At 29.2% G+C, this 13,975-nt stretch carries 18 protein-coding genes; 1 reads left to right on the top strand and 17 read right to left on the bottom strand.

What is annotated here, in order from left to right:
- Positions 1–6 precede the first annotated feature (6 nt).
- The 16 genes from LRB30_RS03315 to LRB30_RS03240 form a co-directional block, all read right to left on the bottom strand.
- Positions 7–570 (bottom strand): DUF792 family protein, encoded by a 564-nt coding sequence (locus tag LRB30_RS03315; RefSeq protein ID WP_231013778.1) that lies wholly within the window; start codon positions 568–570, stop codon positions 7–9.
- An 18-nt stretch (positions 571–588) separates the two neighbouring features.
- A complete protein-coding gene (locus LRB30_RS03310; protein WP_231019282.1) occupies positions 589–1,983 on the bottom strand; it encodes a hypothetical protein in 1,395 nt (464 codons plus the stop codon).
- An 8-nt stretch (positions 1,984–1,991) separates the two neighbouring features.
- Positions 1,992–2,210, bottom strand: coding sequence for a DUF1322 family protein (locus LRB30_RS03305; RefSeq protein WP_231013780.1), 219 nt, complete (start codon positions 2,208–2,210; stop codon positions 1,992–1,994).
- Entirely contained in the window at positions 2,203–2,694 is a 492-nt protein-coding gene (locus tag LRB30_RS03300; RefSeq protein ID WP_231013781.1) for a DUF1473 family protein, read from the bottom strand. Before LRB30_RS03300 ends, LRB30_RS03305 begins: the two co-directional genes overlap by 8 nt.
- Before the next feature lie 86 nt (positions 2,695–2,780).
- On the bottom strand, positions 2,781–3,203 hold the full coding sequence (locus LRB30_RS03295; protein ID WP_231013782.1) for a DUF1463 family protein: 423 nt from the start codon (positions 3,201–3,203) through the stop codon (positions 2,781–2,783).
- On the bottom strand, positions 3,203–4,273 hold the full coding sequence (locus LRB30_RS03290; RefSeq protein WP_231019271.1) for a DUF787 family protein: 1,071 nt from the start codon (positions 4,271–4,273) through the stop codon (positions 3,203–3,205). The genes LRB30_RS03295 and LRB30_RS03290 overlap by 1 nt, the downstream gene beginning before the upstream one ends.
- A 65-nt stretch (positions 4,274–4,338) precedes the next feature.
- A complete protein-coding gene (locus LRB30_RS03285) occupies positions 4,339–4,878 on the bottom strand; it encodes a DUF764 family protein (protein WP_231013784.1) in 540 nt (179 codons plus the stop codon).
- Positions 4,859–5,257 (bottom strand): hypothetical protein, encoded by a 399-nt coding sequence (locus LRB30_RS03280; protein ID WP_231013785.1) that lies wholly within the window; start codon positions 5,255–5,257, stop codon positions 4,859–4,861. The genes LRB30_RS03285 and LRB30_RS03280 overlap by 20 nt, the downstream gene beginning before the upstream one ends.
- Positions 5,254–5,628 (bottom strand): DUF1506 family protein, encoded by a 375-nt coding sequence (locus LRB30_RS03275; RefSeq protein ID WP_231013786.1) that lies wholly within the window; start codon positions 5,626–5,628, stop codon positions 5,254–5,256. The genes LRB30_RS03280 and LRB30_RS03275 overlap by 4 nt, the downstream gene beginning before the upstream one ends.
- Entirely contained in the window at positions 5,625–6,077 is a 453-nt protein-coding gene (locus LRB30_RS03270; protein ID WP_231013787.1) for a DUF3890 domain-containing protein, read from the bottom strand. Before LRB30_RS03270 ends, LRB30_RS03275 begins: the two co-directional genes overlap by 4 nt.
- Positions 6,078–6,080: 3 nt before the next feature.
- Positions 6,081–6,998, bottom strand: coding sequence for a hypothetical protein (locus LRB30_RS03265; protein ID WP_231013788.1), 918 nt, complete (start codon positions 6,996–6,998; stop codon positions 6,081–6,083).
- A 16-nt stretch (positions 6,999–7,014) separates the two neighbouring features.
- Positions 7,015–7,626: a DUF228 domain-containing protein gene (locus LRB30_RS03260; RefSeq protein ID WP_231013789.1), complete on the bottom strand. Its 612-nt coding sequence runs from the start codon at positions 7,624–7,626 to the stop codon at positions 7,015–7,017.
- 90 nt (positions 7,627–7,716) lie between these two features.
- Complete coding sequence (locus LRB30_RS03255) at positions 7,717–8,313, bottom strand: DUF1357 family protein (RefSeq protein ID WP_231013790.1); 597 nt, start codon at positions 8,311–8,313, stop codon at positions 7,717–7,719.
- A gap of 11 nt (positions 8,314–8,324) precedes the next feature.
- Entirely contained in the window at positions 8,325–9,566 is a 1,242-nt protein-coding gene (locus tag LRB30_RS03250) for an anti-CBASS protein Acb1 family protein (RefSeq protein ID WP_231013796.1), read from the bottom strand.
- Between the two features lie 352 nt (positions 9,567–9,918).
- Positions 9,919–10,542, bottom strand: coding sequence for a hypothetical protein (locus LRB30_RS03245; protein WP_231013791.1), 624 nt, complete (start codon positions 10,540–10,542; stop codon positions 9,919–9,921).
- A 97-nt stretch (positions 10,543–10,639) separates the two neighbouring features.
- Positions 10,640–11,302: a hypothetical protein gene (locus LRB30_RS03240; RefSeq protein WP_231019259.1), complete on the bottom strand. Its 663-nt coding sequence runs from the start codon at positions 11,300–11,302 to the stop codon at positions 10,640–10,642.
- A gap of 467 nt (positions 11,303–11,769) precedes the next feature.
- Between LRB30_RS03240 and LRB30_RS03235 the strand changes: the two genes are divergently transcribed.
- Entirely contained in the window at positions 11,770–13,356 is a 1,587-nt protein-coding gene (locus LRB30_RS03235; RefSeq protein ID WP_231019255.1) for a peptide ABC transporter substrate-binding protein, read from the top strand.
- Positions 13,357–13,420: 64 nt separating this feature from the next.
- On the opposite strand, the gene LRB30_RS03230 is transcribed toward LRB30_RS03235, so the two are convergent.
- Positions 13,421–13,960 carry a hypothetical protein gene (locus LRB30_RS03230; RefSeq protein WP_231013795.1) on the bottom strand — a complete coding sequence of 180 codons (540 nt, stop codon included), beginning with the start codon at positions 13,958–13,960 and terminating at the stop codon, positions 13,421–13,423.
- Positions 13,961–13,975 lie beyond the last annotated feature (15 nt).

Here is a 13,975-nt window from a genome sequence, read left to right as displayed (position 1 = left end):
AATATTTTAACCTTTATAAGTCATAATATTAAACGTTTTGCAAATTTTTACTTGCAAACTAATTTCAACCTCCTCCAAATAAACCGTGTCTTTAAGTTTTAATGAACTAATGCTTACCACCTCGTGAAATCCTACCGAAGGGCTGTACATACTGTAATAAACCCCCAAGTTAAACCTTTGCCTAAATTGCATTTTTATAAAATTGCTATTAAATTCTAAAACGCTGTTCATAAAAGGAGTTTCTCTTAAAGCTCTTAGTAAAGTTTGATCATAAATAGATGACAAAATCCCCTTATTAATTGTTACAATCTCGGGCTTTGGAGTAATGTTAAAGTTCACATATTCGCTTTTTGTATTTGTAAAATCAATTACCGCTCGGTCTGAGCTTACGCTTGAGAGATTTTCTTCTATTAGGTCATGCTTTGTAAAAATAAAAAATAACTGGGGAATGTACCCAAGGCCTTTAAAATCAAGCCTTGGAAAAAGTAAAACAAAATTAGAACTGCTTACTAAACTTGAGATTTGATTTACAATCTCTTTTATTAACCTACTGGCTTGCTCTTTAATCACTTGAAACCTCTTTTACAATTAAGGCATTCTAGAATCATCATCAATTCCTCTTGAATTAAATTCACTAGCACTATTTAGCACATTTGTCATATACTCAACCAAAGGCACGCTTTCAAAAGCTTGTGCCAAAAGAATGCCAAGATTTGAAAAAGTATTTTTTAAAGGGTCTAGTATACTGCTTGTAAAATCGTAATTTCTAGCCCACTCTAAAAGTTCTAAAGTTTTTTCCAAAAATGGGTATAATCCAGGCTCAAAAGCGGTGCTTATTATTTTGCTATTTAAAACTTCAGGCGCATCTTTTAGATTTTTTAAAGAACCTGTTGGCATCCTAAAACTTAAAACTTTTTCCAAATTATTCCCATCCTTTATAAAATCGCTTACTAGGTTAATTGCCTTTGAATCATTTTTTGCATGTCCTTCGTTTTTTAATTGCTGTGCAAGCTCAACCATAAAAGAGAAATCATTTGAATTTGAATTTGAATTTGAATTTAAACTTGGGTTTTGTGAGCTTTGAAGAATATAAAGTTTTCTTAAAAAATCATTTCTCTCAAGCTCTGTTTCAAAAGATCTTTTTCTTTTTAGTATTTTATTTGCACTTTCTTTTTGAGAATCTTTGAAAATAAAATTTTCAAGACTTAGCTGAGCCTTTTTGTCTTTTAAATTTTTAAATTCTTCTAAAGGCGAATTTAAATCATTAAAACCATTTTTTATATTTAAAAAATTAACAAGGCTTGAGCCTTTAAAAAGATTTCTAAAAGACATCAGATTTTCCCATGCAATCTGACTGTTTTCGTTTTTAACGCCTAATGGTTCTTTCAAATCCTTAAAAGGGGAAATATTGTTAAAATTGGAATTTAATCTAAAGTTTTCTGACAGATTAGCCTGACCTTTACCAGAATTATTAATAAAATTCTGCTTAAAAATGTTTTTAATATTTTCAGTTTTAAAATATGAATGCTCGTTAAAGCCAAGATTTGATTTATCTATTTCTGGCTTTAAACAAGAGCTTAGACTGCTTTTTTTCTCATTTGAGTGCCAGCCGAATAAGCCGATTTTGTCTTTTAAATCAAAATCAAAATCTTTTAAAACATTCTTTGGGGTTTTTTTCTGATAATCATCAGAGCCTAGAAAATCCTTAAAAGAATCATTTGTGCCTAAAACATTTAAAGATTTAAAACTCGATGATTTTTGAGAATTATCAATTTTGGGGGTTTTAAAAATTTCAAGCCTTTTAAGACTTAAGGAGAAAAAATCCTTACCACTTTTATAACTCAAATCACCAAAAACCTGACTGAAAAAATTTTCCCTTTTTAGACTTAAAAACTCTTTTTTTAAATTACTCTTAGTGGCATTTCTGTCAAGAACGCCTTCTAATGAAATTGTGAATTTATTATTATTATTTTCTTCGTACATAAGAACCTTTAAAACACGCTACTAAAAGATAAAAACCTTTCGTATATTTCCTTGTTAAGCTTTAAATTGGCTACTCGGTTAACCTCTAAAAGCTCCTTGTAGCTCATTTTTTTAACTTCCTTGTATGTACAAATGCCCATTACAACAGGAAAATAATACTTATTAGTTTCTTTTGTCAAATAGTCTATGTATTTAAAATAATTGGTCGCAATCTCTTGCTTATTCATTGCTACCTTCTTGCAATAAAGGCTCAAAACCAGTTTCTAAAGAATCTTCTGAGTTTAAATCTGCCGGTTTATTGTTTGTAATTAAAAAATCATAACTCCAGCGCTCGTCAATGTAGTCATACTTAATGTAGTCGCCGTTTTTGTCTTGAAAACTTTCAATGTAAACCAAACCAGGCTTTTTAAAACCTTCTATTGTTTCAAAAAGTGAATACTGAACTGAAAAAAGAATTGTGGGAAGAGCGTACTTGTAAAGCTCAGAATATTTTCTCTCTTTGTTTAAAATTTCGTAAAATTCATCTAAAAAACTTCTTGAGATCATTAGTTTGGTTATTTCTTTTAATGTTCGCAGATCGTTAAGTTTGCTAATAAGTTCATCTCGATCAACATCAAATCCTAAAACGCTATCCCACTCGTACATGGGAATATCTTTTAAAACGTACGTATATGTTTTGGTTCTAGTTAATACTTTTAACTTGTATCTCATTTTAAATTCTTATCCTTTAATTAAAACATTTTTAAAACATTTTTATTGTTAATTTAACTTGCTTTGAACTTGCATTTAAATTGCATTTAACTTGCTTTCTCAACATCACAATTGATTGCATGAATTGTAAACTTAACAGTATCATTCTCAGATGAATACTTTCTAGTTGGAATTTCTGCAAAAAAGGCACTATTTGAAATAATTTTAAGTCCCATTTGATCGTTAAACACCAATCTTTTTAACTTTTTAGATTTTGGTACATTCTCGTAAAATTGCTCATTGCTTAGCTTTGTTAAGAGTTTGTAATCAAGAGATCCTTTGCTTACTTCTAAATCAAAAATATGAACAACAGTTCTTGGATCTCTAAAGCTTGGAATTGGGAAATTTCTGTCTTCTGTGCTTGCTTTAGCCATTACATTAGGCTCTGTGCTGTACTCAAGAGTGCCTGTGTCTATTAAATTGTCATTAAAGCTAAAAAATATTAAATCAAGTGAATAATATTCTCTCATTATGATGCTCTCCTTAAATATTCGTTTATCTCTTGTGTTGTTATTGCCAAATTAACGCTATTAAAGCTGTCATTGTATTTGAGTGCAACTTCTAAGCTTAAGCTTAAACCCTCAGAAGAATTAATTTTAAGTTTAATCTCTTTATAAGAGACAATAAGCCCTTTTTGTTTAAGTTCATGAAAAAAACATTCAAGCCCTGCTGTGTATTCGTTTGGCAAATTACTGTCCAAATTTAAAGCTCCAAGTTTGCTGTTAGCTCTATTGTTTTTATTCCAAATCCTAATAAGTTCTTTTATTAATTCATTTTTAATGTAAAAAAGCGTGAAAGACTCATCAATTGGATCGCCTGAAAGATTAACCCCTTCCTTGAAAGCTAAAATGCCGTCATTGCCAGTTTCATTAAGAAGTGAGTAAAAATTAATATTGGATTTTCTAAGAGAATCAATTAAAGAGTCATCATAAACAGGAGCAGAATTTAAAATCATACCATAAGGATTAACAGCATGAAAAATGCTTGCTTGATGCAAATACGCTGCTGTAAACTTAAGGTGCAAATTTTGATCCCTAGCGTAAACAGCAATAACATTTTTAAACTCGCTTTTGTTTTTGCCTTTTAAAAAATTTGGCAAGTTGCCATCTTTAGTAGAAATTACAATAAAACTACAAGCTTTTCTAATCTCTTCAAAATCGCTACTAAGGGTATCTTCTGCGTGATTTACAAAAACTACAAACGAATGTAAGTTGGATTTTAAAAAATCTTTAATCTCTTTAATCTGGTTGTAAACATAAAAATCAACAGACCTAAGCCCTTCTTGTCCGAAAAAATCACTGAGTGATTTTTTCAAAGCGCTAAGCTGATCTTCTGCTATTTTTTTCTTGGAAGAATCAGACTCTTGGGCCTTTTGCATCTCAAGTTTTTCAAGAAGATCTTGAAAATTTGTAACACTTAATGCCAAGTGTTTGCTTGCTAAAACATTGCTTTTGTAGATTACAAGCGGATTGTAATAATTAACATTATTGAAAGCTAGTTTGTTTTGCACCAAACTAATGCTTATTGTATCTTTTGGCATTTATACTCCTTTTAAATTTATTTTTATTTATTTTATTTATTTTATTTATTTTATTTCAAAAAAATTTATCTCTCTTGTTTTAAAACCTGTATATTTGCAACAAAAATTTGATTAAAACTAAAACACATATTAGAATGCATATTGGAAACACCAAGAAGCCCATCATTATTTAAATTGCTAACCGAACACAGATAATAAGTTAAAAGCAAATAAGAACCGCTTTCAAGCTCTTTTGTAAACTCAAACCTAAATCTATTTTCGTGTAAAAATTCTAAAAAGTGTTCATACACTTTGCAAATGCTCTTATAAGAATCTCTGTAAGCTTTAAATAAAACAAAACTTAAAAAATAAAGCGAAAACCTTAATCTAAACTCATTAGACTCTTGATAAGAATTTCTACCTCTTAGATTTCTGGGAGTAAGCCCTTCAAAAGACTCGCTTTTTAATACAAGTAAATTACTAGTATTTGTAGCAAACTTTTCTAAATACGGGTGGTTATAGGTATTTAAAATTTCTAACTCTATTTCTTTAAGATATAAATATTTTTTAAAATTTGTAAGTATTTTTATTAAAAACTGTACAGATTTATCTAGTCCTATAATCATGACTTTCCCTTTCTTTTGCTTTCAAGAGGCCCGTTGGGTTTTTAATGTTTTTGAGAAAACTTTTAAATCCTTTAGATTTTTTGTCCTCTTTAGCCTCTTTAGTATTTAAAGCTCTTTTTGGTCTTAAGTCTTTTTGCCTGATAAGTGAATAATTTTTACAAAAAACTATAAACTGATCTTTTATTTCAACAAGTCCTTTTTGAATAGACTTTCTAAAAGCTGTTTTTATTCCATTGTTTGAAAAAATATTAGAATAAAACTCTTTGTAAAAAGCCTTTGCTAGTTTGAAATTAAGCTCTCTTGTAATTTCTTCAGATTTAATATTAATGCTATTTTCTGCATTAAAAGAATTGTCTTTAAACTTAATCTTTACACTCAACAAGAGCTCCTTAAAACTAGAGTATTGTAATTTAGGCCTTCGTTGTAGCTTTTTTGAACCCCTAAGATCGAATAAAAATCATCAAAAACCTTAACCAAATCTCCGTACTCAAATTCCAAATTCTCAAGTGTATATACCTTGGCGTAACTATTACTGTCAAAGATATTTACACCTTCAATCTCAACCACTTCTTCTGGACTAATTAACAAAAACATTCCTTTAAAAACAACAGTATCAGAGCTTTTAAATCTAGTTTCATAAGACGCACTGATTGGATCTTTGACTGCTCTAAATTTACAGAAAAAAAGTTCTTGTGAATATGTACTAATAATATTACTTAAACCAATATTAATCATCTCTAAAGACTTCATTTAACTACTCCTATTAGAGAGCCTTTTGCTCTTAAATCTTCTATTAAACCATCCAAACATTTGCAAAAATCACCCCCACAGCCGCTAGAGCCAAGATTTGTGGGAAAATATTCTAATGATATTTCTTTAAATTTTTCAAACTTAATGTTATTTAAATTAAAGCCTTTTAATCTGTTTCGTCTTTTTAACTCGCAACCAATAAAATAATAAATTAAAACAAATATTGTAGAATCATTTAAACTTGTAATTCTTATTCTCTTAAAAATTAAAATATTCTCAAGTAAATTTAAATATAAAGAAAATTCTTTAATGCTTAGATCTTTAAAATCAAGCATTAAAAGACTCAGTATTTGCTCATATACTGTTTGTAGTGATTCTAAATTATCACTTTCTAGAGTTTTTAAATTTTCACTTAAAGCCTGATTGGTATCTACTTTGCTGTCATTCATTTTTTAGCTCAATTTTATCCTAAGGATTGAATTTTTTGTTGCCAAAATTGTTCCAATAGAAAAGTCAAGAAAACTTGTTCTAAAATTGCTACTTGAAACTTCTGTGTATGAATTTAATATCGGCTGATGCCCGTCTTTTAAAAGTAGAAGTTTGCTACTTCTTGGGTATATTAAAATTTCATCGTCTAGTAAATTTGTAGTCTCAAGCTCAATATCTGCATCATTATTAATTGCACTTATAAAATCAAAAAGCATGTCTTTGTATGAATAATTGTTGTTTGGAAGTCTTTCAAGCAAACGACCTTTGATTTTGCTGGTTGTAAGTATTTTAAAAGGTACCCTTCTCTCATCTTCTAAATTAATCTTTGAAAGATCTTCATTTATTGATTTTACTTGATCTAATATGTTTGTCTGTTTAACCGTTTTGTCTATTTGGTTTGGGAGATTTAAAAGTCCATACATAGTTTCATTGTTAGACTCATCAACAAGAAGAGTTCTTTTACTGCCTTTTGAGAGCGTAAGTCCACCCCTTAAATAGTGCGCGCTCATTAACTTTTGTATCTCAATTATTGCTCCTAAGAGCCCTTCTCTCATATTAATATTTGTGTTTGCCTCTACGCTAACTTTTCCATCTGGTGCATAGTAAGTAAATGCATACTGAAAAGGTAAGTAATTGATTTTTACCATTTGTCTTTGGAACTTTATTGTTGAGACTGTGTTAAAATCATTAACCTTTAATGTAGGAATATCTGTTAAATTAGAATACCACTTAATAATTCTGTCACTTCCAAGAGAAATATTGCTACTTTGTATTTGCTGTGAATCTAAAAAATGATAATATTCAGGGGTTGGACATTCTCTAACTAAAACATCCCTTACTGTGTTTAAATATTCCTCATTATTTAATATACTCTCATCCATTTTAAATTCTCCTATTTTAAATTGAATCTTTTATTTGCTTGACTAAAAAAAGAACTCTAACTCCATAAACATCTCTTCTGTCTTTAAATTCTTCAGCTGGTCCTAATGCTAAAGCATGAATAACAGATGCATTCTTGCTAGATTTTTCTAAAACCCCTTCGCTGTTTATTATTAATTTGTCTTCTGCTTTGATGGTTTTGTCTTTAGTGATCAAAACGCATTCAAAACTACAAGTGATTGGAACAACCGTACCGGTTCTTGAAAAATCGTCAAAGTCTACACAAACCCCGTAAAGATCGCTACCACCGCCTTTTGCTATTTGTAAACTTGAACCATTAACAATAAGCTTAACCCCACATTTGTAGCAAAAGTCTAAAGCTTGATAATTTTCAAACTTATCAGCAGAAGAGTTTTTTAGACCGCCTTTTTGAGCAAAATAAAGCCCTGCGTCTTGAAATTTGTTACTGTTCTCAAACACCGGGTAACTGCTAGCATTAACGCTTTGCAGTTTATCTAAAACAATTTTTTGAGCTTGATTTTTCTTTAAACTTTCAAGCTGGCTCTCAAGTTCTACTTTTGATGCTTTTAGTTTTTCTATCTCTTTTTGAAAATCAATTGAATCGCTCATTAATAATCTCCTTTTTTAAATTGATTTCTTATTTAATTTTTTCATTAAAATTTTTTATTAAAAGCTTAAATTACAAAAATTTAAGCTAATTTAAGCTAATATCTTTTTATTACAATAAAATTCATTCTTAATCTCTTCCCACTGATTAAGCATTGCTTTTCTTAAATCATGATACGTGCCAAAAAAAGCATTGCTGTCTCTTAAATTATTTTTTTGATCTACTTTTATTCTTTGAAAATTAATCACTTTGTATGAATTTTCTGAATTCTTATTTTGATCAATATTGGTCTTTGCAAGCCTTATTAGTATTGCACGGGAACGCGGGTCAATCTCTTCAAGGTTGCAAGTTCCAGCTACAGCAAATATTTGCGCTAATTTTACATACTTTCTAATAAGCTCTTCGGCTTGTCCTTTGACAACCTCTTTAAAAGAATACCCTTTTGCTAAAAGATTTTCTGTATTATACTCAAAACTTAAATTATCATTTGCAAGTTTATTTATCTCAACAAATTCTCTTAAGTCATTGTGAGAATAATTACCAGTTAAATTATCATTTTCACTTTTGAGATTTTTATATTCCAAAAACTCACGAATCAAAGCGTCGCTTAAAACTTCATTGTTTTTACCTTTGGTGTCTTTTAAATCTTCTTGGCTGTTTTTGTCTGCACTTGTTGCCATTTTTTCCATAATTACTCCTTTTAAATAACCAAACTTAATTGTTCTTTTAGATTTTCTTTTGCCTTGTCACTTAGATTTTCATTTTTAATTAGCTCTAAATATTTAAAATAAACATCAAGAAGCAAATTGTCTTTTTGAAGTCTTTGCTCATAGCTTAAAGCTTCAAGCTCATTAAACTTCATATTTAATCTGTAATATTTGTTAAGCTTGAGATTGCACGCATTGGCAACAGATTCTTGAACACCTTTTAAATAATCATAATAATTGCTTTTGTCTCCCTTGCCGCTGTTACCAAGCCCTTTAACTTGTTCGTTAAAACTTCTGGTTAAAGGCTCTTTAGTATCAGCTCCAATTTTTGCTTTAACAAGTTCAAATGCGTCTTTTAAAAATTCTAAATCATATTTTATTACCTCTAGACGTGCATTCTCTGATGCTGTATAAAAAATTCCATCATTGTTTAGCGCGCTTTTAATCTTGCTAAGCTCTCGGCTAAGCTCGTCAGAGGCGCTACTTAATGCTTGAAAATTTTTGTTTGGCTCTTGAGCTTTAAAAAAAGTAGAAAATATTTTGCCTTTGCTGTTTACTAAGGCATTTATTTCTTCTTTTGCAATCTCTAAAGATTCAACAAGTTCTACCAAATGTTCGTCTTTATAAAACAAAAAATTATAATTTCTTATTCTTTTTTCTATTTCTAAATAAATTTGTTCTAAAAGACAAATGTTAAGCAGTAAACTTTGCGTGTAAGCAGGTTCTTGCACGCCCAAAACATAATCATAATTTTCATAAATTATTACTCTGCTTTTATCTATTTTTACAATCCTTGCTTTCTCAAAACCATCTGGGTCTTTTGAATTTGAAAGGTACTCTATGTAGTTAGAATCTCTTTTGTTAATAATTTTTTGAAAATCTAAATATTTAAAACCTGTTGGTAACTCGCTGTTAACCTTTTTGCTTAAATCTTCATCTTCACTTTTGGGTTTTACTAAAATATAGCCTGCTCCATTAAATCTATAGCTTATCATTGCTTCAAGAAGAGCTTCTTTTAACTCTACCTTTAAGCTTACAAGAGATTTACTGCCTTCTTTTAAACAAGACGTTTCAAGCAAGCTTAAACTAATTCCATTCTTAAGCGCGTCTTCTGCTGTACTTTCTATGTAGTTTCTAAAAAAAATTGAATATCTGTAAACATCAATAGGGTTTATTTGGGATTTATTGTTTTTTATTTCCATTTTAAATTCGTTAATCATTTTTTTAAATATCATTATATACATTATTATATCAAAAACAGTTTTTTATGCAAATAAGTATTATTTAATAATAATTATCAAGTAATATTGATACATAAAATGTCAATATTAAAATTGATTCAAAATTTTATAAAAAAATTAATATGTTTTAAGGTATTTATGCTAATATTAATTAAAGAATATAAGTAAAGCTTACAAAATATTCTACTTACTTTTGCTCGCATTGTTGCAAAATAAACATTGTAAAATGATATTATAAAGAAAATTAAATTAATACTTTATCCAATCCCAATAAATATTAAAAAGGTAGAGAGCGATTTCTCTACCTTTTAATATTGAAAAATACAGAAAACCCAATTAACTTAATCTAAACATAAGAAAATAAAATCTTTTTGCCTTCTATTCCCTGTTGAGCAATAAAAGATGATACTAAAAGAGATGCTCTTATTGCTTTTATTAAAGCTTTGTCTGCTTGAAATGTAGATTTAATAACCAACAGTAGGTCGCAGAGAAATTCTCTTGTCTTTAAATTTTCAATGCCACTAATCTCTTCTTCGGCTGATTTTATTCCTTCTTCATCTTCATGTAAAAAATCAATCTCTTTTAACCCTACTGAGTCAATCTCACTTACTGTGTGAAAATTAAAATTGACTATTGTCCAATAAAATACTTTTAAAATCTGGTCAACAATCCTAAATGTTATGGGAATATCAAAATCAGAAATTTTATCAAATTCTAAAAGTAGATGATTGTTTAGCTTTTTGGCTAGATCGATCACAGAAATAAGTTTTGATTTTGACTTTTGGACCTTTAAATGAGCATCATGTAAATTCTTTGTATTTAAAATTTTATTTAAATTAGTCTCTACTTCTAAAGCAGAATTAATCACCTGTTTTGATAATTCTTTGGCAAATTCAATATTATTAACATTATTAATACTATTAAATTCAAAATCTTGAAAATCGCTATTTACGTTACTTTTATCACTCATACCCTAATAAAGATATATCCTTAAAAAGATACTTAAAGGTCTTTTTAAAAAATAAAGACAAGTTAAGTCTATAACCTGTCCTTACAAAAATAATATTTCAAATGTACTCGCTATTGCTCTCACAATTTTTCAAATTTTTCAATTCGTTGTTATTCTCACTTTCGGTAAACGCCGTTTTAATTACTTTAAAAATCTCTTCATTGCATTTTACAGGCTTTTCGCTGTGCTCGTCATTCTCTTTTTTGTAAGCATCACCGCCAAATGCATCAGCTACCTTTTGGAAAAATAAGCTTAAATATCCACCAGTGCTGTTTTTAATTTTATAACAAACATAATCCTTAAAGTCTAAATCTAAAAATCGCGGATCGGGCCTTTGCTTTTTGCTTAAATCTACTGCTTTAGATAAAATGCTAAAAATATTGTCAAAAAAGCTTACAAACTCTTTTTGTCTCTCAACATCCTTAGAAAACCAATCAAAAAATTCTTTATAAGATTTCTCGTACTCAACTTTTAGCTTTTCATCTCTGCCATTAACGGCTATTGCATCTTTTAAAAAGATTTTTAAAGTCTCTAACTTTTGAGCTTCTTCGGGAGTTAAAGAAATCTCTTTAGGAATTTGATCTTTAACTACTACATCGCCAGTAACAAGAAAAATGCTATTCCTAGAATCAATTTCTGTGAGCGCCTTAACATCGCCAAAATTTTGTCTACAAGAAAACATCGCTAGCAGTAATATGAATGCCACGTTTATTGTTTTCATTATAAACTTCCTCCACTGAAAAAATAAACTCTCATTATAGTTCATTTTCTGGCATTCTCAAGGCATACAAAAAATCAATCGATTTTTTTATTTTATTTTATTCTTTAAAAATAAAAAAGAAAAGAAATTAAAAATTAAATTTTCATTTCCCCAAAAGTTATAACATAAAATAAAGGTTTAAATTTTATTTGAAAAAAACAAAGAGCGATATATACTTGTCTATTGTTATAAATCAACAATTCATTGAAAACTTCTTTAAAACTACAAATAAGGCCTTGAGGCCTTATTTGTAGTTTTAAATAAACAATGTGTAAACAATGTATCTTTTTTATTGTTTTCCTTTAACTTTTCTTTAAACAAAAACAATAAGCTCCGCGAGCACTTAGAAGCAGAACAAAATCTTTTAAAAAAAGATTGCAATATAATTTGCTATTAACTATTACAAAAACAAAGGAGGCAATAATAAAATGATTGTCAAAAAAAAGTTGCTTTTAACACTTAGCATTGCTGTTGTAATCTCGTGCACAACGTCTAAACCAAAAGATGACATTATCTTTGGCATTGGCATTGGAAACGAACCAACATCGCTTGATCCACAATTTTGCAGCGATAGACTGGGCAATTTAATTATAAACGAACTATTTGTTGGGCTTTTAAGGGGTGATCCTAAAACAGGTGGATACAGACCGGGACTTGCAAAAAATTGGGATATTTCCTATGACAACACCTGTTATACATTCTATTTAAGAGACGACATTTATTGGAGTGACGGCGTTAAAATAACGGCAAACACCATTAGAGATTCTTACATAATGGCCTTAGAAAATGATCTTGATGTGCCAAATATTAGCTTATTAACATCAAAGATAAAAAATGCACAAGAATTTCACAAAACAAAATTAAATGCAGATGAGGTTGGAATAAGGGCAATCAATGGACAAACTTTAGAAATAACTCTCTCTCGCCCAACAACATATTTTCTTGACATGCTTACAAACCCAATATTTATACCTATTCCCACTCACGTTGTTAAAAAGTTTGGAAATAAATGGACAAACCCAGAAAACATGGTTACAAGCGGGCCTTTTAAGCTAAAAAGAAGAGCCTTAAACGAAGAAATATCTCTTGAAAAGAATAAAAAATTTTATGATGCTAAAAACGTTGCTATTAATGAACTTATATTTGTTACTATAAACGACCCCCGCAGAATTTACAGCATGTATGAGCACAATGAAATAGATGCCATTTTTAACAACATACCCTTAACTCTTGTTAATGAGCTTATCTTAAGAGAAGATTTCTATACAGCTGACATTAATCAAATTGGGTTTTTGTCATTAAACACAAGTGGTAAACCCCTTGACAATGTAAAAGTAAGAGAAGCATTGGCTCTTGCGATTGACAGAGAAACTCTGGTCTACAGAGCGCTTGATAATAACTTTAAAGCAACAAGAAAAATAAGTCCTAATATTAACAACTATAATTACGGTAAAAAACTTAAGCCATACAACCCACGAAAAGCAGAAAAACTTTTAGCCGAAGCTGGATATCCGGATGGGAAAAATTTTCCAACTCTTACAATAAAATACAATAACGATGACCTTGAAAAAGAAGTTGCCAATTTTATTCAAAGCCAGTGGAAAAAAGTTTTAAATATTAATGTGGAAATTGCGCCTGAAACATGGACCAACCACATATCAAACGTTCTAAAGGGTCAATATGAGATCTCAGTAAGGTCTTGGCAAGGAGATTATTTAGATCCCATGGCATTTTTTAATATATTTGAAACTAAAAGCTCGCATTTTGTATCCTACGGATATTCAAATCCCGAACTTGATGAGCTTATAATAAAATCTGATCTTGAAGAGGACGAAAAACTAAGATTAGAAACATTAAAAAAGATAGAAGAAATAATTATTGAAAATGATTATCCAATAATTCCAATATACAGTGTTGCGGGAAACTATCTTTTTAAAAACGATAAATGGCTAGGGTGGAATACAAATAATTCAGAAAGATTTGCCCTATCAGAAATAAAACCTTTAGAAGAATAAATGATTTTTTATAAATAGAGTCAAAAATTAATGACTCTATTTATAAAAAACTTATTACAAAAGCCTACCTTTTTATTAGCTTCAAGGCGCTCTCTTTTAAATAAATCAAATCCTTTAAAACCTTATTAAAATCAATGCTGTTGCTAAGAATGTAACTACATATTTCTCTTAATTTTTCATCTATATCTGAATATTTTTGATTTAAAAGTTTTAATTCTGGCTGTGGATCAAGAACATCGTAATTGCTTCCGCTTAACATGTTAATCTTGCTTAAGCTATTGCTACTTTTTTCTATTAATCCGTGCTGTACTTTTAAAATCTCTAATATTTTGCTTAAAAGATTAATCTTTTCTTCACTAGATTCGCTAAAAAAATTGCTAACTTTAATCTCACTATAATTAGATATCCTAGAGCTTATTTTATTAGTTATGCTTTCAAATTTTCTTTGAATTTTTAAAATAGCATTTTCTCTCTCAGGTAAAGAAAGCTCAGAAAAATTTAAATCATATTTATTAAAGTTGTTTTTTTTCATACCAGAAAAATCATTAAAATAACAAGAAATTACCGCTACTGAAATGATATATACATAAATATATCTCTTCATACATATTCTCCTAAT

This window comes from Borreliella americana, from assembly GCF_021043605.1.
GTDB classification, from domain to species: Bacteria; Spirochaetota; Spirochaetia; order Borreliales; family Borreliaceae; genus Borreliella; species Borreliella americana.
Note: the sequence above shows the minus strand (reverse complement) of the source record. Positions and strands in the feature narration are given on the sequence as shown.